This window comes from Bradyrhizobium sp. Arg237L (assembly GCF_029990105.1).
Taxonomy (GTDB): domain Bacteria; phylum Pseudomonadota; class Alphaproteobacteria; order Rhizobiales; family Xanthobacteraceae; genus Bradyrhizobium.
Window position 1 is genome coordinate 96,775 of the sequence record NZ_JAQMIL010000004.1, and the last position, 17,436, is coordinate 114,210.

The 17,436-nt window shown below is 61.1% G+C and carries 17 protein-coding genes; 14 read left to right on the plus strand and 3 right to left on the minus strand.

Going from position 1 to position 17,436, the window contains the following annotated elements:
• Positions 1–17: 17 nt before the first annotated feature.
• Genes OZ411_RS03535 through OZ411_RS03560 form a run of 6 tightly spaced genes read left to right on the plus strand, consistent with a single transcriptional unit; the run spans position 18 to position 4,975 of the window.
• Complete coding sequence (locus OZ411_RS03535; protein ID WP_282526827.1) at positions 18–635, plus strand: flavin reductase family protein; 618 nt, start codon at positions 18–20, stop codon at positions 633–635.
• A 24-nt stretch (positions 636–659) separates the two neighbouring features.
• Positions 660–1,985, plus strand: a complete 1,326-nt coding sequence (locus OZ411_RS03540) for an MFS transporter (protein ID WP_282526828.1) — start codon at positions 660–662, stop codon at positions 1,983–1,985.
• A gap of 25 nt (positions 1,986–2,010) precedes the next feature.
• Positions 2,011–2,871 (plus strand): fumarylacetoacetate hydrolase family protein, encoded by an 861-nt coding sequence (locus OZ411_RS03545; RefSeq protein WP_282526829.1) that lies wholly within the window; start codon positions 2,011–2,013, stop codon positions 2,869–2,871.
• A 4-nt stretch (positions 2,872–2,875) separates the two neighbouring features.
• Positions 2,876–3,679, plus strand: coding sequence for a 2-oxo-hept-4-ene-1,7-dioate hydratase (hpaH, locus tag OZ411_RS03550; protein WP_282526830.1), 804 nt, complete (start codon positions 2,876–2,878; stop codon positions 3,677–3,679).
• Positions 3,680–3,702: 23 nt separating this feature from the next.
• Complete coding sequence (locus tag OZ411_RS03555; RefSeq protein ID WP_130578089.1) at positions 3,703–4,095, plus strand: RidA family protein; 393 nt, start codon at positions 3,703–3,705, stop codon at positions 4,093–4,095.
• A 10-nt stretch (positions 4,096–4,105) separates the two neighbouring features.
• Positions 4,106–4,975 (plus strand): amidohydrolase family protein, encoded by an 870-nt coding sequence (locus tag OZ411_RS03560; RefSeq protein ID WP_282526831.1) that lies wholly within the window; start codon positions 4,106–4,108, stop codon positions 4,973–4,975.
• Between the two features lie 205 nt (positions 4,976–5,180).
• Here OZ411_RS03560 and OZ411_RS03565 read toward each other — a convergent pair whose 3' ends face one another.
• From OZ411_RS03565 to OZ411_RS03575, 3 genes are read right to left on the minus strand one after another with little or no spacing between them, the layout of a single operon-like run.
• Positions 5,181–5,804, minus strand: coding sequence for a hypothetical protein (locus tag OZ411_RS03565; RefSeq protein ID WP_282526832.1), 624 nt, complete (start codon positions 5,802–5,804; stop codon positions 5,181–5,183).
• A gap of 1 nt (position 5,805) precedes the next feature.
• Positions 5,806–7,977: a hydantoinase/oxoprolinase family protein gene (locus OZ411_RS03570; RefSeq protein WP_282526833.1), complete on the minus strand. Its 2,172-nt coding sequence runs from the start codon at positions 7,975–7,977 to the stop codon at positions 5,806–5,808.
• Between the two features lie 15 nt (positions 7,978–7,992).
• A complete protein-coding gene (locus OZ411_RS03575) occupies positions 7,993–9,315 on the minus strand; it encodes a hypothetical protein (RefSeq protein WP_282526834.1) in 1,323 nt (440 codons plus the stop codon).
• A 369-nt stretch (positions 9,316–9,684) separates the two neighbouring features.
• Between OZ411_RS03575 and OZ411_RS03580 the strand changes: the two genes are divergently transcribed.
• The 8 genes from OZ411_RS03580 (at position 9,685) to OZ411_RS03615 (ending at position 17,433) form a co-directional block, all read left to right on the plus strand.
• Positions 9,685–10,518 carry a phytanoyl-CoA dioxygenase family protein gene (locus OZ411_RS03580; protein ID WP_282526835.1) on the plus strand — a complete coding sequence of 278 codons (834 nt, stop codon included), beginning with the start codon at positions 9,685–9,687 and terminating at the stop codon, positions 10,516–10,518.
• Between the two features lie 197 nt (positions 10,519–10,715).
• Entirely contained in the window at positions 10,716–11,381 is a 666-nt protein-coding gene (locus OZ411_RS03585; RefSeq protein WP_282526836.1) for an HAD family hydrolase, read from the plus strand.
• Positions 11,382–11,390: 9 nt separating this feature from the next.
• Positions 11,391–12,344: a sugar-binding transcriptional regulator gene (locus OZ411_RS03590; RefSeq protein WP_130578092.1), complete on the plus strand. Its 954-nt coding sequence runs from the start codon at positions 11,391–11,393 to the stop codon at positions 12,342–12,344.
• Between the two features lie 159 nt (positions 12,345–12,503).
• Positions 12,504–13,817 (plus strand): sugar ABC transporter substrate-binding protein, encoded by a 1,314-nt coding sequence (locus OZ411_RS03595; RefSeq protein ID WP_282526837.1) that lies wholly within the window; start codon positions 12,504–12,506, stop codon positions 13,815–13,817.
• 63 nt (positions 13,818–13,880) lie between these two features.
• Positions 13,881–14,789 carry a sugar ABC transporter permease gene (locus OZ411_RS03600; RefSeq protein ID WP_282526838.1) on the plus strand — a complete coding sequence of 303 codons (909 nt, stop codon included), beginning with the start codon at positions 13,881–13,883 and terminating at the stop codon, positions 14,787–14,789.
• A gap of 3 nt (positions 14,790–14,792) precedes the next feature.
• Positions 14,793–15,623 carry a carbohydrate ABC transporter permease gene (locus OZ411_RS03605; RefSeq protein WP_282526839.1) on the plus strand — a complete coding sequence of 277 codons (831 nt, stop codon included), beginning with the start codon at positions 14,793–14,795 and terminating at the stop codon, positions 15,621–15,623.
• Between the two features lie 18 nt (positions 15,624–15,641).
• A complete protein-coding gene (locus OZ411_RS03610) occupies positions 15,642–16,646 on the plus strand; it encodes an ABC transporter ATP-binding protein (RefSeq protein ID WP_282526840.1) in 1,005 nt (334 codons plus the stop codon).
• Between the two features lie 13 nt (positions 16,647–16,659).
• Positions 16,660–17,433, plus strand: a complete 774-nt coding sequence (locus tag OZ411_RS03615) for an SDR family oxidoreductase (RefSeq protein ID WP_282526841.1) — start codon at positions 16,660–16,662, stop codon at positions 17,431–17,433.
• Positions 17,434–17,436: the final 3 nt, after the last annotated feature.

Consider the following 17,436-nt stretch of genomic DNA (forward strand, 5'->3'; position numbering starts at 1 on the left):
TCAAGCTTCGAGGCAGCATGCAGATTGACCCCTCAGAACTCGGCGCCGAGCGCATCTATCGGCTGATGACCGGGATCGTCGTGCCACGGCCGATCGCCTGGGTGACCAGCATGTCGCGCAAGGGTGTGCTCAATCTCGCCCCCTTCAGCGCCTTCACCTTTGTCTCGCAGAAACCGCCGATGCTCGCCATCAGCGTTGGCCGCAAGGCCGACGTCTACAAGGACACCGCGCATAATATTCTAGATACCGAAGAATACGTCATCCACATCGCCGACACGCCGCTGATGACGGCACTGCATGAGAGCTCGGTCGAGCATCCGCCCGAGGTGAGCGAGGTCGAACTGCTCAAGCTTGAGACCGTGCCGAGCGAACGCATCAAGGTGCCGCGGCTCGCCGCGCCGCCGGTTGCCATGGAATGCCGGTTTCGCCAATGTCTCGAATTCGGTGAGGCCCGCAGCCGGCTGATCGTCGGCGAGGTTCTGATGTTCCACCTCCGGGACGGTCTCGTGAACAACGGCAAGGTCGAAACCGAGGCGCTCGATCCGATTGCGCGCATCGCAGGCCCGCGTTATGCCCGGCTCGGAGAGATCGTCACCTTGCGCGCCGTGTTCCAGGCGCCGAAGTCGACCGATTGAGATCGCAATATCAGCAAGACAGACATGACCGAACAGTCCTCTCTTTCCGCAATCGGCACCTATACGACCGGCGAACGCGCCGCGATCATCTTCTCCTGCATGCTCGGCTTCGCGCTCGATCTCTACGACGTGCTCATCATGCCGTTCCTGATGAGCTCGATACAGTCGTCGCTCGGCATTTCGCTGGGCCAGGTCGCGAGCGTGACGAGTCTGACCTTGATCGGGTCAGTGATCGGCGGCGCACTATTCGGCTGGCTCGGCGACCGCATCGGCCGCAAGCAGGCGCTGCAGCTCACGCTCGGCGTGTTCGCCGCCGGATCGATCGCATCGGCGTTCGCCTGGGATTATTGGAGCCTGGCATTGCTCCGCTTCATCACCGGCGTCGGGCTCGGCGGCGAATGGGGTGCCGGCATGGTGCTGTTCAATGAGGCCTGGAACAAGGACCGCCGCGGTATCGGCAGCGCCTTCATCCAGGGCAGTGCGGTGGTCGCGAGCGCCGGCGCCTCGATCGTCGGAGTTTGGGCCACCACGTCGTTCAGCGTGGAATGGGGATGGCGCATTGCGCTCCTGACCGGCGGCTCGCCAATCCTGCTGATGATCTTCATCCGCTTCTTCATGCCGGAATCCAAGGCGTGGCTGCAGTTCGATCGTACGCGCAAAAGCGGCCTGGTCGAGAGCAAGGTCAAGACCACCAACACGATGCTTTTGATGTTCCAGGGCCGGTTGCTGCCGATCTCGCTGATGTGCCTGGCGTGGATGATGGCCTACATGTTCTGCTATTACGGTGTCGTCGTCTTCATGCCGACCCTGATGCAGAAGTCGCTCGCGGCGCCGCCCGAAGTCGTGCGCAACATCTCGGTGATCGCTTCCATCGTCGGCGGCTGCTCGTACATCAGCATGGGCCTGCTCAACGACGCCTTCGGCCGGCGGTTCGGCGCGCTGTTGCCGGGCCTCGCGTGGGGCGCGATGGCCTGCGGCCTCTATATCTTCGCGTATGACAGGTTCGCCGGCAGCCTGTTTGGCTTCCCAATGTTCTGGGTCTACATCGCCTTCGTGATCGGTAACTCGGCGCTCGGCGTGGTCGGCACCTGGCTGTCGGAAATCTATCCGATCGAGGTGCGTTCGACCGCGGTATCCTTCATCTACATGGCGGGGCGCGGCGTCGGCAGCTTGGCACCTGTGGTCGTTCCGCTGACGGCCGGCTGGTTCGGCGGCCAGCTTGCGCTCGGCATGATAGTCGTCGTGCCCGCCATCATCATCTTCCTGGCGATGACCCTATCCTTGCCCGAGACGCGCGGGCGCGAACTGGCTGCGGCCGCCGGCGCCCAGCGTAGCGGCCAGACAGCGTGAAACTCTCGTCGAAGGAAAGCGTGCGATGCGACTGTTGAGCTATCTCGTGAATGGCGAGCCACATTATGGTGTGGCTGATGACGATGGGGTCGTCGATCTGACGGTGCGGATCGGCGCTGAATTTCCCGATCTGAAATCACTGATCGCGCGCGACGGCCTTGCGTCGGCCCGGCGTGCTTCGGCCGGCCAGCGTCCCGATCATGCGCTGGACCAATTGACGCTGCTGCCGCCGGTACCGGCACCGGAAAAGCTCTGGTGCATCGGCGTGAACTACAAGGACCGCAACGCCGAATACAAGGACAACTCGGACCTGCCGAAATATCCGAGCCTGTTCGTGCGCAATCCATCGTCGGTGGTGGGATCGGGGCAGGGGATCGAGAAGCCGAAAGTCTCCGACCAGCTCGACTATGAGGGCGAGCTCGTCATCGTGATCGGCAAGCAGGGAAGGCACATCGCGCGCGACGACGCCTTCTCGCATATCTTCGGCATGACGCTGTGCAACGAGGGCAGCGTGCGAGACTGGCTGCATCACGGCAAGTTCAACGTCACGCAGGGCAAGAATTTCGATCGCTCCGGCAGCATCGGCCCCTGGATCGTGACGTCGGAAGAATGCGATCCGCGGGGACCACACGACATCATCACCCGCGTCAATGGCGAGGTCAGACAGCAGGACAGCACCGAGCGGCTGATGTTCCCGTTCGATTTCCTGATCTCCTATCTCTCCACATTCGCGACCCTGAAGCCCGGCGACATGATCGCGACCGGCACACCGACGGGCGCCGGCGCCCGGTTCGATCCGCCGCGCTGGCTCAAACCCGGCGATGTGGTCGAGGTGGAGTCGTCGCGGATCGGCGTGCTGCGCAACTCGGTGGTTATGGAGCAATAGCGCCATGCTAGATCCTTCAATCATCCGGCGCCTCGCAGAGCGGCTTGACGAGGCCGAACGGACCAAGACGCTCACTACCATGTTCACGCGCCAGCATCCCGATCTCACGATCGAGGATGCCTATGCGATCCAGCGCGCCTGGACGCGTCTGCAGCTCGATCGCGGACGCGTCATCAAGGGCCACAAGATCGGCCTGACCTCAAAAGCGATGCAAAACGCGGTCGGCATCGCCGAGCCCGATTATGGCGTGCTGTTCGCCGACATGTTCTATCCGGATGCGAGCGCGATTCCGTTCGATCGCTTCCATGCGCCGCGGATCGAGGTCGAGCTCGCCTTCGTGCTGAAGGCGCCGTTGCGCGGCCCGGACTGCTCCATCTTCGACGTGCTCAACGCCACCGACTACGTGACGCCCGCGCTCGAAATCCTCGAGACCCGCATGCATCGCGTCGATCCCGAGACTGGCCAGACCCGTAAGGTCATGGACACGATTTCGGACAATGCCGCCAATGCCGCGCTCGTGCTCGGCGGCCGTCCGTTCCGGCCGCTCGAGGCGGATCTGCGCTGGATCGGCGCGCTGCTGTTCCGCAATGGCCAGGTCGAGGAGACCGGGCTCGCCGCCGGCGTGCTCAACCATCCGGCCAACGGCATCGCGTGGCTCGCCAATCGCCTGGCACCGCATGACGAGCAATTGGGCGCCGGCGAAGTCGTGCTCGCCGGATCGTTCACGCGACCGGTTGATATCAGCCGCGGTGATACCTTCCATGCCGATTACGGATCGTTCGGCTCGGTGTCCTGCCAATTTGTCTGAACCAAACCAGCAGAGGGAAAGCGATGACTGGTCAAGCACGGCGCAGAAGCGTCCACATCGGCGGATTCAAGCATGCCAATCCGATCCCGAACGCTTCTCGCATCGGCAATCTTGTGATGTCCGGCGTTATCCTCGGCCGCGATCCCGCGACCGGAGCGATGCCGGAGAGCCTGGAAGCGCAATGCGCCAACATGTTCGCGCATATGAAGGCGACCATCGAGGCGGCTGGTGGCAGCACCGACGACATCATCAAGATGACGGTCTGGCTCAAGGACCGTTCGCAGCGCGCGCCTGTCAATGCCGAGTGGCTGAAGATGTTTCCCGACGAACACTCACGCCCGGCGCGTCATGCGCTGCCGATGGACATGGAAGGCGGCGCGCTGGTGCAGTGCGATTTCACCGCCGTGATTGACTAAGGAGTTTGCCGTGCCGACCTACTTGCCCTTCGATCCGAATCCGCGCCGGCCTTCGAAGCTGCCGCCGCCAAAGACTGTCGACAGCCAGTTTCACGTGCTTGGGCCGCTGGAGAAATATCCGGTACGTCCGGGCGCCGCCTATCAGATGCCGACCGCAACCTGGGAGGCGGCGCTGCGGATGCACAAGGCGCTCGGGATCGATCGCGGCGTGATCGTGCAGACCACGACCTATGGCGCGGACCACACGGTCGTGCTCGACGGTCTGGCGGCAATGGGCCCGAACTATCGCGGCTGCGCCAACGCGCTGGTGTTTGCCGAAGCTGATGATGCCTACCTCGCCAAGCTGCATGAGGCAGGAGTCCGCGGCGCGCGCTTCAGTTTTCGGCAGGAACTAGGGGCTGTGCTGTCGGACAAGGATTTTGCGCGGGCGATCGCGCGCATCCGCGAGCTCGGCTGGTACGTCAAGATTCAGCCGGAGAAGGACGGCATCATCTCCAGCGTTGAGAAGTACCAATCCCTCGACGTGCCGGTGCTGATCGATCACATGGCGCGTCCCGACCCGACCCGCGGCAAGAACGATCCGAATCTGCAGAAGATGCTTGAGCTGCTGTCGAAGGGCAATTTCTGGGTCATGCTGTCGCTTGGGGAAAAGACCTCAAAGGCCGGCCCCCCCTGGGAAGACGTCATCCCCATCGCGCGCACCTATATCGAAGCGGCGCCGGACCGCTGCGTCTGGGCCACCGACTGGCCGCATCCGGTTTCGGTCGTGCAGCCGCCCAACGACGCCGATCTTCTCGAACTCATGTACAAGTATGCGCCTGACGAAACGATCTTGGAGAAGATCCTTGTTCACAATCCGGCAAGACTATTCGGATTCTAGAGCGTTTTCGAGCGAAGTGGATACCGGTTCGCGTGAAGAAAACGCGTCAAAACAAGAATCTAGAGCTTCGGTTCTGATTCAATCAGAACCGAAAATGCTCTAGGCTCGGCCTCGGGGACATCCTGCTTACGGTCCGCCGCACGTCGGTTGCGCCCGCCGATTTGGCGGTCGCCGCGCTCCTGGCCGCGAGCCTTGTGCTTCACAGTCAACGGCGCGGTAAACGAGTCACGTGTTCCAGCACTTTGGGGTAACAGGGCAAGTCGAGCAGGGTTTGCGAAAAGGATCCTGCTGCGATCTCGGCGAGTGTTGCGATGCCAGTGCGCCACTGCCACTTGCCAAGCTTGAGCAATGTGGCGCAATAGCGACGAGCGATGGGTACTGCAGATCGAATAGCTTCGGCATGATGGTAAAGTTCGTGCGCGATGAAAACGTCTCGAGTCGTTGCTCGGCCAAGAAATCGCTTGGCCAGATCATCGACGAGCACCTGCTCAAGCGGGGCGATCCCACGCGTATAGAGCACAATATGCGGCGGCCGCGACCGATACTCGGCGAAACGCCATATAGAGGCGACCAAGGGATCATCGTCGGCGGCAACAACGGGTACTTGCAGCTCGCGCGCAATTTCACGAGGACCTGACCCGGGGAAACGTTGTTGCAGACTCCTCGCCGTCGCTGCACCGTCGAGAAGCGCGTCGGAAACGGCGGCGAGTTGCGTGCGACCGTCGAGACGAATCGCGTAACGGTCAGTCTTCAGCATCAACAGTCCGAGCGTCTCCGGTGACGCGGTTGCGAGCTGCTCTAGGGGCAAGCGTGCGCCGTCTTGCACCATCTCACAAACCTCGAGACGGCGGTACACCGATCAGCGCGATGGAAGCGTCGGCTGTTAGTCCGTCGAGTTCGCCGCGGGTGACAGCCATGGCCTGATCGATCGAATTCACGCCTGACAAATCGATTAGCTGTCCGCCGACGATCACGAAAATGTCGGGCGTGATCGTGCTGTCACCATTATAGATCGTTGTATCTTCCCATAGCCGCCGCAGGCCATCGAGCGCGGTCCGCGCAGTGACCCGGCGCACCACGCTGTGGCTGCGTTGCACGCGAATGACGCCGTCGAGATCAATCGCGCGAACCGGGTTGCGGCGCTTCTTGAAGATGCCCCAGCTTCGCTCTTCCACCGCGCCCTGGAACACGCGGATGCGCGGCGTAGCGGCTGCAAGCGCAACATGTTCGGGGCCAACCCCCATCGCCTTCGCGGCTATTTCGCGCGCCTCGGTCTCTCCAACTTCTTCCTTTCGTTGACGCGCGCGCATTTCCGAAGCGCCCATCGCGGTCGCCCGGACACGATGGGTATTCGGATCGACCTCGATCGTCACTTCGACGCCCTCGGGCGCAGCGCCGAGCTTGACCACAGCTTCAACAGCCTCGCGCCTTATTCGTTTGATGTCCCCGGGCTTTGCATTGGGTATGATACGTTCCACCACGTCGCGGACCAACGCCAGTGCGACGCCGATAGAGGAAATCACTTCGGCATCCCTGGAAATTTCGTGGTGAAGGCCGGTCCGGACGGACGTATGAGGGATCAAAGCGGCCGCACCGCCACCTTCGCCGACGAGCAGCGCCTGATCGCGATCCAGCTTGTATTCGGTGATCAGATCGTCAACGACGGGGATAATCTTATCGGTAGCGATATCGAGTATAGCGCGTGCGGTATCCTCAATCGGCTTGCCTATGAAGGCCGCGAGCGCTGCCATGGCACGCCTTGCCGACTCCGTGTTGCCGCTGGCATGTAAACCGGGCTTGGCGTAGCCAAGAATGTTGGCTGCGCAGGTGTTGGTGATGGCATAACAGGTGCCGGTAGCCGAACGCAGTGCGACATAGTCGGCCGGATCGTCAGCCTTCGGCTGGAAGAACTCTATCTTGGGGTCGATGATGTCTTCAGGGGCGGCAAAAGCGGCGTAGGGGAGCCCGGCTATATGGGCACTCCGAGGGCCGACATCGACCAGTTTGCCGTCACGGGCGCGGACCATGCTGCCGCCAGCGATACCGATCACGCGAACGTCGAGCGAGCTGACATAGGTCTCGTGGCCGCCGACGCGCGCATATTTGACGGTCGGGCGCCCATTCCGGATTACGCCGATGTTGGTGCTGGTGCCGCCGACCTCGAAGTATATGCCGTCGGACACGCGCAGATACATCAAGGCTCCCGCGACGCTTGCCGCAGGGCCAGACAGCATCGTCATGACCGGACGGCGTCGCATCTCCTTGATATCCATCACGCCGCCGTCACCGCGCATGATCATCAGGGGCGCCAGGATGCCGGCTTCGCGAACACTGGCTTCGGTCATCGAAGCGGTATCAATCATCTTTGGCAGGATGCTGGCGTTTATGACGGCGGTGCGGGTCCGTGTGGTCAAGCCATAGAGCTTGGTGATCTCGTTGCCGCAGGTTGCGGCCAAACCGGCCCTGACGGCCAGACGACGAACGGTTTCCTCGGCCTCGTTGTCATCGACGCCGAAGGCCGAACTGGCGACGACGACCTTCACGCCTTCGGCTTTGAGTTCATCGATCGCCTTGTCGACTGTCTCATCGCTCAACGTTTCCTTCATCAGGAAACGGTTGGCGGGCGTGAGATAGCGACCAGGCGCGAGTTCAATCGGCTTCATGGCGCTCTGCCCCTTGGCCAGCAGGGATTCCACGCGGGTCGACATCCCGATCACGCCCACACTTGCGACGTCGCCCTCAAGCAACGCATTGGTGGCCTGGGTGGTCGAATGGGCCAGAAAGATAACCTCGCGGGGGTCGACGGACGATTGCTCCAGCACATTATGAAACACCTCAACGACGCCTTTCGCGACGCCGCGCGGATCGGAATGAGTAGTGAGCACCGAGAACCGGCCGACCACCTCATGGGTCGCATTGTCGATCAACACAGCTTTGGTGAAAGTCCCGCCGACATCGATGCCGATGCGATAACCGCGAGCAGGTGTGTTCGGTTCCGTCAACTTGTTGTTGTCCTTCTAGTTGAGAGAACCAAGCATCAGGTAGCAGATCAATGAATTGACCGCGACCATCAGACATCCGAAGGGTAGGGCCGTTCTTAGGAAATCCTCGTGGCTGACCTTGGTTTGTCCAATTGTCCAAAGTGTCCACGAGTTGGTCGGGTCCATGCTCCCCTGCAGGATCGTTGGCGCAAGCCAGATCGAATAGAGATAGGGAATTGGGATATCGTTGTTCGCGAGCACAATGGCCAGCAATGCAGCACCGGTGCCGATTACGACCAGCGGCCCACGGTAGATGCTCCCGATGCCTCCAAGCAAACCGAAGAAGATGGCGGCCTGCAGCGGCGTGTGCGGCAGCACTGGGCCGAAGAGGGGTTTCAGGGCATTGGCTACCTCAGGGGTCTGGCCGGCAACGATGATCATGCCGCAGATCGTCCATAACGCGGCCATGGTCGCAATGTCGGGAAACGCATCGGAGAACGTCTTGTTGAAGAGATTGATGCTGCCCTGAAATGTTCGATCGCGCCCCGTCAACACGAGTGCGAGCACGATCGAGACCAGGAAGGTCGGGATTATCTCCCATTTTAGGATCATGATCATGAGCACGGGAAAGATCGGCACGACGTAGGTGTAGTAGGGGGTCCGCCTGCGAACGGCAGGTTCATCGGCTAGGTCGATGGAAGATAGCCGGCGGACACCACCGTTCCGCAGGTAGATGAATTCGAGAAGCCACGCCGCCAGGATGTAGACGCACATTCCGACGATCCAGTACGTCAAATAGGGCGCTTCGTATTTGAGACCAGGAAACAGTTTTTGAAATGTTCCGAACTGAACCAGGTTGATGAAGGTGCCAGCACCGATTCCCATCGTGAACGCGGGAGCTGCAATGTAAGGTGGGATGCCCTGGCCGAGCATAATCGGAAGTGCGATGATGCCGATCGCGATTGCGGCGCCTACGCCGTACATCGACGTAAACAACAACGCGGTAACGAGCGTGATGGTCATCGCTGTGACAAGCGGCCGATCGCCCGCCAATTCCACCGCAGAGCGGATTACGCTTTCGGCGATACCGGTCTGGATCAGCACCTGCGCAAACCAGGCGCCGAACACGATGATGATGACCGCGCTTGCGTAGGCGACGCCGCCGGCCTGAAGGATCTTCTTCTGAATATCATCGATACCGATGCCAGCGATCGCCGACCACAGCACTGCCAGTATCAGCAGCATGATGATCGGACTCTGCCCCCGGATGATCAAAACAACGACGGCCAGAAATGCAACGAGCAGCGCAATGCCAGTCCCAACGTCCATGGTTGCTTCCCTTCCCGTTTCGCTGGCCATTTTTGATATCGGCCTTTTGCGAGGAATAAGTCTGGCATAACTGGCAGGGGCTGGCGAGACCAAGATACGAACACGTGCAATGAGTAAAACGCTCGTATATTGCAGCGCATTCGCGCCGCACCAATTGCGTCCCACGACCTTGCATCTGATGGAGAGCGTGGCCGAGCACGTCGCTAGTGCGATCGTTACGGCGTTCCGTGCCTGTCTTGAACGTCGCTGACGATGGCGATCAACGAATGACTTGTGCAGTGCACCGACCTGGATGGCTGCTGCGCAATCTGCGCTTCTTGACTTGGCCCGATACCAGGGTCACCTTCGCTGAAAAATCTGTTGCCGGTCGTAATGAAAAAAGAAGACTGGAGGATACCAATGACGAAATCGCTGAGTGAGAGCGAGGTCAACAACTATCGCGAGCGTGGCTACCATTTCCCGGTTGATGTCCTGAGCGAAAGCGAGGTCGCAGAATTTCGCGGCAAACTCGAGGACTATGAGGTGAGGAGTGGCGGTCCGATCAAAGGCGAGATGCGTCATCGCAGCCATGTGCTCTTTCCCTGGATCAACGAAATGATCCGCCATCCCAAAATCCTCGATGCGGTCGAGGATTTGTTGGGTCCGGATATCCTCTGCTGGAATACGAGTTTCTTCATCAAGGAACCGCGTGATCCCGGGTTCGTCTCCTGGCACCAGGATGCGACCTATTGGGGACTGAGTTCGTCCGATGTGGCGACCGCCTGGATCGCGATGTCGCCGGCCAACAGGTTGTCTGGCTGTATGAAGTTCGTGGCTGGGACCCATAAGCAGCAGGTCCAGCACGAAGATACTTTCGACCAGGATAACCTTCTGACCCGCGGTCAGGAGATCGCTGTGACCGTCGACGAATCCGAGGCTGTCTTTGTCGAGTTGAAACCCGGACAGGCTTCGTTGCATCATGTACTGTTGTTTCATGGATCGGAACCCAATCGTTCCGATGACCGGCGCATAGGCTTGGCCATCCGCTACATCCCGACCCGTCTGAAGCAGGCGGTGGGGCAAAGGGATTGGGCGACGCTGGTACGGGGCACGGACATCTACCGTCACTTCGAGCCGGAATACGTGCCGAAGCGCGATCTCGAGCCTGAGGCTCTGGCGTTCCACAAAGCGGTGACCGAAGAACAGGTCCGTGTGCTCTATCGCGGTACTGATAAGACGGCTTACCGTGCCTGACGATCGCTCACGGAGCTGAGTGGTCCGCGCCGATCAGTTCACTAAGTTCTTCGAGGTCGGCAGCCTCGCGGTCCTGCATGCATGTCAGGACGGTCGCACCTGCTTGAACTCTATCCCGGAGCGGACAGATTGCTCCGCCGCCTCAGATGGATCGCTGGGCTATTGCTCAACTGATGAGCATATGATCCTATTGTGGGATGGAACCCAATCACCCAAGGCCTGATCTGGTTATCTTCGACTGCGATGGCGTCCTCGTGGACAGCGAGATATTGAGCTGTCAGTGCCTGTCAGAGGTCCTTGGCGAGTTCGGCATAGAGCTCAGTAGGGACGATGCCCTCGAGTTATTTCTTGGCCGCAGCACGACGGCCATCTTGCAACACTACCAGGGGGACCAACGCCTCGTTCCCGAGAACTTTCTGGTCGCGTTGAAGGCGCGGGTGCTGCAACGGTTCAGGCATTCGTTGCGGCCTGTCCTTGGAGTGGGCTCATTGATCTCCAATCTGCAAGTGCCGTTTTGTGTTGCATCGTCCAGCGATCTCGACCGGGTATCGCTTTCGCTGGCGTTGACCGGTCTGGCGCCGCATTTCGGCGACAGGGTGTACACGGCGCAGATGGTGGCCCGCGGCAAGCCGGCCCCTGACCTGTTTCTCCATGCGGCTGCGCAGATGCGCGCCGCGCCGCAGCGCACGCTTGTCATCGAAGACAGTGTCAGCGGTGTGACCGCAGCAAAGGCCGCTGGCATGACCGTATGGGGCTTTATCGGTGGCAGTCACTACCCGTCTGGTGATCGGCATAGCATGCTGCGCGATGCCGGCGCAGATCGTGTCTTCGACCGGATGGCGGACTTCTGGGGCGAAAGATAGCGGGCTTTCATGGCAGCACTCGAGAACGAGAAATCCCGTCTTGACGACGCCGCGCGCGCCGGCTGGCTCTATTTCATCGCCGGCCATACGCAGGACGAGATCGCCAAGATGCTGCAGGTCTCGCGAGCGTCCGCGCAGCGTCTGGTGTCGCTTTGCCTCGCAGAACGCCTGATCACCTTCCGCCTCGAACACCCTATTGCCGCATGCATGGAACTGGCGTTGAAGCTCAAGGATCGCTTCGATCTCGTTCACTGCGAGGTGGTGCCGTCGGACCCGGCGTCGCCGCATTCCGCCGCCGGCATCGCGGAGCGTTGCGCCAACCTGCTGGACTCAACCTTGCGCGCGGAAACGCCGGTCATTGTCGCATTGGGCACCGGGCGCGCGGTGCGGGCCGCGGTGGAGCGCGTCACGCCGATCGAGCGACCGAATCACCAGATCGTTTCGCTGGTGGGAAACATCTCGGCGGACGGCTCGGCGAGTTTCTTCGATACGGTGGGGCGCCTTGCCGATCGCACCGGCGCCCGCCACTATCCGATGCCTCTGCCATTCCTGATGTCGTCGGAAGACGAGCGCAACCGTATGAACCGGATCGAACCAATCGCCAAGATCCAGGCGATTGCCGCGAGAGCCGACCTGCGCCTCATCGGCATCGGTCAGATGGACCAGAAGGCCCAGGTGCATGTTGACGGCTTCGTCAGCCGCGAAGAGCTGTTCGAGATGATGCGGCTGGGCGCCGTCGGCGAAGTGACGGGTTGGGCCTATGACGCCAAGGGCCGGCTCATCAAGGGCGGTACGAACAAGCGGTTGACCAGTATTCCGCCGCAGGTGCCGGCGCGGACCACGACGATCGCCGCCGCGATCGGGCAGGCCAAGGTTCCAGCGATCGGCGCCGCGCTGATCGGGCGCCTCATCAACGGCCTCATCACCGACGAAGCAACGGCCCGGGCTATCCTCGATCGATAGCGCCGGCACGATCGTCGCGTCTTCCTCAATGAAACGGATTTTCTCTCCGGCGCTGCGGGCAGCCGGATAGCGTGTGTCAGCTTGACAAGCTGAAAGGTTGATGTGAACATACGCTCAACGCGTGGGCATATGCTCAAACGCGACTATGGGAGGTTTACCGTGAAAAACGTCCATGGCGCCCTTCTGGGCGCGGCTGTGCTCTTGCTTTCAACTCCCTCACTCGCCCAGACCGCCCTGACGATTGCCACCGTCAACAACGGCGACATGATCCGCATGCAGGGATTGACGAGCGACTTCACCAGCAAAAATCCGGACATCACGGTCAAATGGGTGACGCTCGAGGAGAACGTGCTGCGCCAGCGCGTCACCACCGATATCGCGACCAAGGGCGGCCAGTTCGACGTCCTGACTATCGGCACCTATGAGGTGCCGATCTGGGCCAAGAAGAACTGGCTGGTGCCGCTCGACAAGCTCGGCGCCGACTACGACGTCGCCGATCTCTTGCCGAGGATCAAGGACGCGGTGTCCTTCTCCGGCAAGCTTTATGCGGCGCCGTTCTACGGCGAAAGCTCGATGACCATGTATCGGACCGACCTGTTCCAGAAGGCCGGGCTTACCATGCCGGAAAATCCGAGCTGGGATTTCGTGATCAGTGCGGCCAAGAAGCTGACCGACAAGGAGGCTGGGGTCTACGGCATCTGCCTGCGTGGCAAGGCCGGCTGGGGTGAGAACATGGCGTTCCTCACCGCTATGGCCAATTCCTATGGTGCACGCTGGTTCGACGAGAAGTGGGTGCCGCAGTTCGACAAACCCGAATGGAAGAAAACGCTGGCGACCTATGTCGACCTGATGAAGGAGGCGGGCCCTCCCGGCGCCAGCTCGAATGGCTTCAACGAAAATCTGGCCCTGTTCAACGCCGGCAAATGCGCGATGTGGATCGACGCAACAGTTGCGGCGTCGTTTGTGACCAATCCAAAGGACTCCACGGTCGCCGACAAGGTCGGCTTTGCGCTCGCGCCGAACACCGGGCTCGGCAAGAACGCAAACTGGCTGTGGGCCTGGAACCTCGCGATTCCCGCAGGCTCCAAGAAGGTCGAGGCCGCCGAGAAATTCATCGCCTGGGCGACCGGCAAGGACTACGCAAAACTGGTTGCGTCGAAGGAGGGCTGGGCCAACGTGCCGCCGGGTACGCGGACGTCGCTGTACCAGAACCCTGACTATCTGAAGGTCGCGCCGTTCGCCAAATTGACGCTGGCGTCGATCGATGCCGCCGATCCGAACAAACCGACGGTGCAGCCGGTGCCTTACGTTGGCGTGCAGTATGCGGCGATCCCGGAATTCCAGGGCATCGGCACTGCAGTCGGCCAGCAGTTCTCGGCAGCACTGTCCGGCTCGACCAGCGTGGACGCGGCGTTGTCGGCGGCGCAGGCGTCGACGGAGCGGGAAATGAAGCGTGCCGGTTACATCAAATAGGTGGCTCCCTTGGCTCACACTCCCGAGCTAAGCCCCTCGCAGCCATCCGGCAGCTTGCACCGGATGGCTGCGCCTGCTTTGCAGCCGACGGAAACGGGGACGGGGACCCGACAAACGCAACTGCTCGCGCGGATGCTGCTGACGCCAGCGGTCGCGCTGCTGTTCATCTGGATGATCGTCCCCTTGGCGCTGACGATCTATTTCTCGCTGCTGCGTTACAATCTGCTCGATTCCGAATCCGCGCAGTTCGTCGGCTTTGAGAACTTTCGTTATTTCCTGACCGACCCGGCTTTTCTCGCTTCGCTGCAGAACACACTGGTTCTGGTCGGGTCCGTGCTTGGACTGACCATCCTGCTTGGGATTCCGCTCGCGCTGTTGCTCGACCAGCCGGTCATTGGCCGCAACATCGTGCGGCTGATGGTGATCGCGCCATTCTTCGTGATGCCAACGGTCAGCGCGCTGATCTGGAAGAACCTCCTGATGCATCCGGTTTCTGGCCTGTTCGCCTGGATCGCAAAGCTGTTCGGCGCGCCACCGATCGACTGGTTCAACGACATACCGCTATTCGCAATCATCCTGATCGTCGCCTGGCAATGGCTGCCGTTTGCAACGCTGATCCTTTTAACGGCGCTGCAATCCCTAGACGAAGAGCAGAAGGAGGCGGCGGAGATGGACGGCGCCGGCGCGCTGTCGACCTTCATCTACATCACGCTGCCGCATCTGGCACGACCGATCACTGTCGTGATCCTGATCGAGACGATTTTCCTTCTGACCGTGTTCGCCGAGATCTTCGTCACCACCGGCGGCGGGCCGGGATTGCAGACCACCAACATCGCCTTCCTGATCTATTCGCAGGCGCTGATCCAGTACGACGTAGGCGGTGCCTCCGCGGGCGGGTTGGTGGCGGTGGTCATCGCCAACATCGTGGCCTTCTTCCTGGTCAGGATCGTCGGCCGGAATTTGGAGGCCTGACGCATGGCGCGGATGGCAACAAGCAGGCATGTGGCGGTCTCGACCGTTGCGGCGTGGCTGGTCGGCTTCCTGATCTTCTTTCCGATCCTGTGGATGGTGCTGGCGAGCTTCAAGACCGAGCTCGATGCCTTCGCCATACCGCCAAAATTCCTGTTCTTTCACTGGACCACCGAGAATTATGCCGCCGTGCAGGAGCGCAGCGACTATGTCCATCATGCGCTCAACTCCATCATCGTGGCAGGCGGCTCGACGCTGATCGCGCTGCTGATTGCGATTCCCGCTGCGTGGTCGATGGCGTTCTCGCCGACCAAACGCACCAAGGATGTGCTGCTCTGGATGCTGTCGACCAAGATGATGCCGCCGGTCGGCGTGCTGGTGCCGATCTACCTGATCTACCGCGATTTCGGTTTGCTCGATACTTTGACTGGTCTCGTCTTCATCCTCTGCCTCGGCAATCTGCCGATCGTAATCTGGATGCTGTTTACCTACTTCAAGGAAATCCCGAAGGACATCCTCGAAGCCGCGCGCATGGACGGCGCAACGATCGGCCGGGAGCTCGTCTATGTGTTGACGCCGATGGCCGTCCCGGGGCTCGCATCAACGTTGCTCTTGAACTTTATCCTGGCCTGGAACGAGGCGTTCTGGACGTTGAATCTCTCGACGCTGGAGGCCGCGCCGCTGACCGTGTTCATCGCGTCCTATTCGAGTCCCGAAGGGCTGTTCTGGGCCAAGCTATCGGCCGCTTCCACGCTTGCGATCGCGCCGATCCTGGTGCTCGGTTGGTTCAGCCAGCGCCAGCTCGTCCGCGGCCTGACTTTTGGCGCGGTCAAGTAAAACGGAAAGGCTGGAGCCATGGGTCAGATCACGCTTCAGAATGTCCAGAAATCGTTCGGGCCTGTTCGCATCATCAAGGGCGCCGATCTGGATATCTCGGATGGTTCCTTCGTCGTTTTCGTCGGACCTTCCGGCTGCGGCAAGACCACTCTTCTCCGCCTGATCGCCGGGCTCGAGGACGTCAGCGGCGGCAATATCCTGATCGACGGCAAGAACGTCGTCGACGTTCCGCCCGCCAAGCGCGGCCTGTCGATGGTTTTCCAATCCTATGCTCTCTATCCGCATATGAGCGTGCGCGGCAACATCGCCTTCGGCCTGAAGATGGCCGGCCTGCCGAAGGCCGAGATCGACCGGAAGGTGGAGGCCGCGGCAGCAACCCTTAATCTGACGCCGTATCTCGATAGGAAGCCGCGCGAATTGTCGGGTGGCCAGCGCCAGCGCGTTGCGATCGGGCGCGCCATCGTTCGTGAGCCGAAGGCGTTTCTGTTCGACGAGCCCCTGTCAAATCTCGACGCCGCGCTGCGCGTGCAGATGCGTCTGGAGGTCACGCGGCTGCAGAAGCAGCTTGGCACGACGGCCATCTATGTCACGCACGACCAGGTCGAGGCGATGACAATGGCGGACAAGATTGTGGTGCTCAATGGCGGCAAGATCGAGCAATACGGGACGCCGCTCGAACTCTACGAAAAGCCGGCCAATCTGTTCGTCGCCGGCTTCATCGGCTCGCCGAAAATGAACTTCATCTCCGGCGAGGTCGCAGGCCGCCATGACGCGGCCACCATTGGCGTTCGGCCCGAGCACCTGAAAATCGCGCGCGACGGCGAGGGATGGCCGGGAAACATCATGGTCGCCGAGCATCTCGGCAGCGACACCTTTCTCTATGTCGACGCTGGCTCAATTGGAACACTCACCGCGCGCCACGTTGGCGAGCTCGATTTGAGCGCCGGCGACCGTGTCCTGCTGTCGCCGGATCCCGGCCGCCTGCATCGGTTCGATGAAAGCGGAAAATCGCTGCGGGCTTAACAGGAAGACCAAGATGTATCTGGAAAAATTCAAACTACCCGGCAAAACCGCAGTCGTAACCGGGGGCGGGCAGGGGATTGGCCTCGCCTGTGCTGAGGCGCTGGCGGAGGCCGGCGCGAGGGTCGTGATTGCCGATCGCGATGCGGCGGTAGCCGGCGAAGCGGGCGCCTATCTGAGCGGGAAGGGCTATCAGGCCGAGGTCGCGGTCGTGGACGTGACGGATTCACGGCGCGTTACCGAGGTTGCTGACGAACTCGTCGCCCGCTACGGCCGGGTCGATGTCCTCGTCAACAATGCCGGCATCGCGCGCAGCGAGACTCCGGCCGAAACCGTGACCGACGAGCACTGGCTGAATGTCATTGACGTCAATCTCAACGGCACCTTCTGGTGCTGCCGCGCCTTCGGCAGGCACATGCTTCAGGCGCGGACGGGCAATATCGTCAATATCGGCTCGATGTCCGGCTTCATCGTCAATAAGCCGCAGGAGCAGTGCTACTACAACGCCTCCAAGGCCGCGGTGCACCATCTGACCAAATCGCTCGCAGCCGAATGGGGCGCACGCGGCGTGCGCGTCAACGCGGTGGCGCCGACCTATATCGAGACGCCCCTGAACGCATTCGTGAAGGACAACCCCCGCATGTACGACGCCTGGATCGGCGGCACCCCGATGGCGCGGATGGGGCAGGTGGAGGAGATCGCCTCGGTGGTCCTGTTCCTGTCATCGGAGGCGGCCAGCCTCATGACGGGAAGCATCGTTCTTGTCGATGGTGGCTATACTTGCTGGTAAGCT

Excerpts from the sequence above, each read along its gene's own strand:
- OZ411_RS03610 (WP_282526840.1), top strand. The coding sequence starts at position 15,642 with ATGGGTCAGATCACGCTTCAGAATGTCCAGAAATCGTTCGGGCCTGTT.
- hpaH (WP_282526830.1), top strand. The coding sequence starts at position 2,876 with ATGCTAGATCCTTCAATCATCCGGCGCCTCGCAGAGCGGCTTGACGAG.
- OZ411_RS03600 (WP_282526838.1), top strand. The coding sequence starts at position 13,881 with ATGGCTGCGCCTGCTTTGCAGCCGACGGAAACGGGGACGGGGACCCGA.
- OZ411_RS03575 (WP_282526834.1), bottom strand. The coding sequence starts at position 9,315 with ATGGCCAGCGAAACGGGAAGGGAAGCAACCATGGACGTTGGGACTGGC.
- OZ411_RS03580 (WP_282526835.1), top strand. The coding sequence starts at position 9,685 with ATGACGAAATCGCTGAGTGAGAGCGAGGTCAACAACTATCGCGAGCGT.
- OZ411_RS03605 (WP_282526839.1), top strand. The coding sequence starts at position 14,793 with ATGGCGCGGATGGCAACAAGCAGGCATGTGGCGGTCTCGACCGTTGCG.
- OZ411_RS03555 (WP_130578089.1), top strand. The coding sequence starts at position 3,703 with ATGACTGGTCAAGCACGGCGCAGAAGCGTCCACATCGGCGGATTCAAG.
- OZ411_RS03590 (WP_130578092.1), top strand. The coding sequence starts at position 11,391 with ATGGCAGCACTCGAGAACGAGAAATCCCGTCTTGACGACGCCGCGCGC.
- OZ411_RS03585 (WP_282526836.1), top strand. The coding sequence starts at position 10,716 with ATGGAACCCAATCACCCAAGGCCTGATCTGGTTATCTTCGACTGCGAT.
- OZ411_RS03540 (WP_282526828.1), top strand. The coding sequence starts at position 660 with ATGACCGAACAGTCCTCTCTTTCCGCAATCGGCACCTATACGACCGGC.
- OZ411_RS03545 (WP_282526829.1), top strand. The coding sequence starts at position 2,011 with ATGCGACTGTTGAGCTATCTCGTGAATGGCGAGCCACATTATGGTGTG.
- OZ411_RS03565 (WP_282526832.1), bottom strand. The coding sequence starts at position 5,804 with ATGGTGCAAGACGGCGCACGCTTGCCCCTAGAGCAGCTCGCAACCGCG.
- OZ411_RS03615 (WP_282526841.1), top strand. The coding sequence starts at position 16,660 with ATGTATCTGGAAAAATTCAAACTACCCGGCAAAACCGCAGTCGTAACC.
- OZ411_RS03535 (WP_282526827.1), top strand. The coding sequence starts at position 18 with ATGCAGATTGACCCCTCAGAACTCGGCGCCGAGCGCATCTATCGGCTG.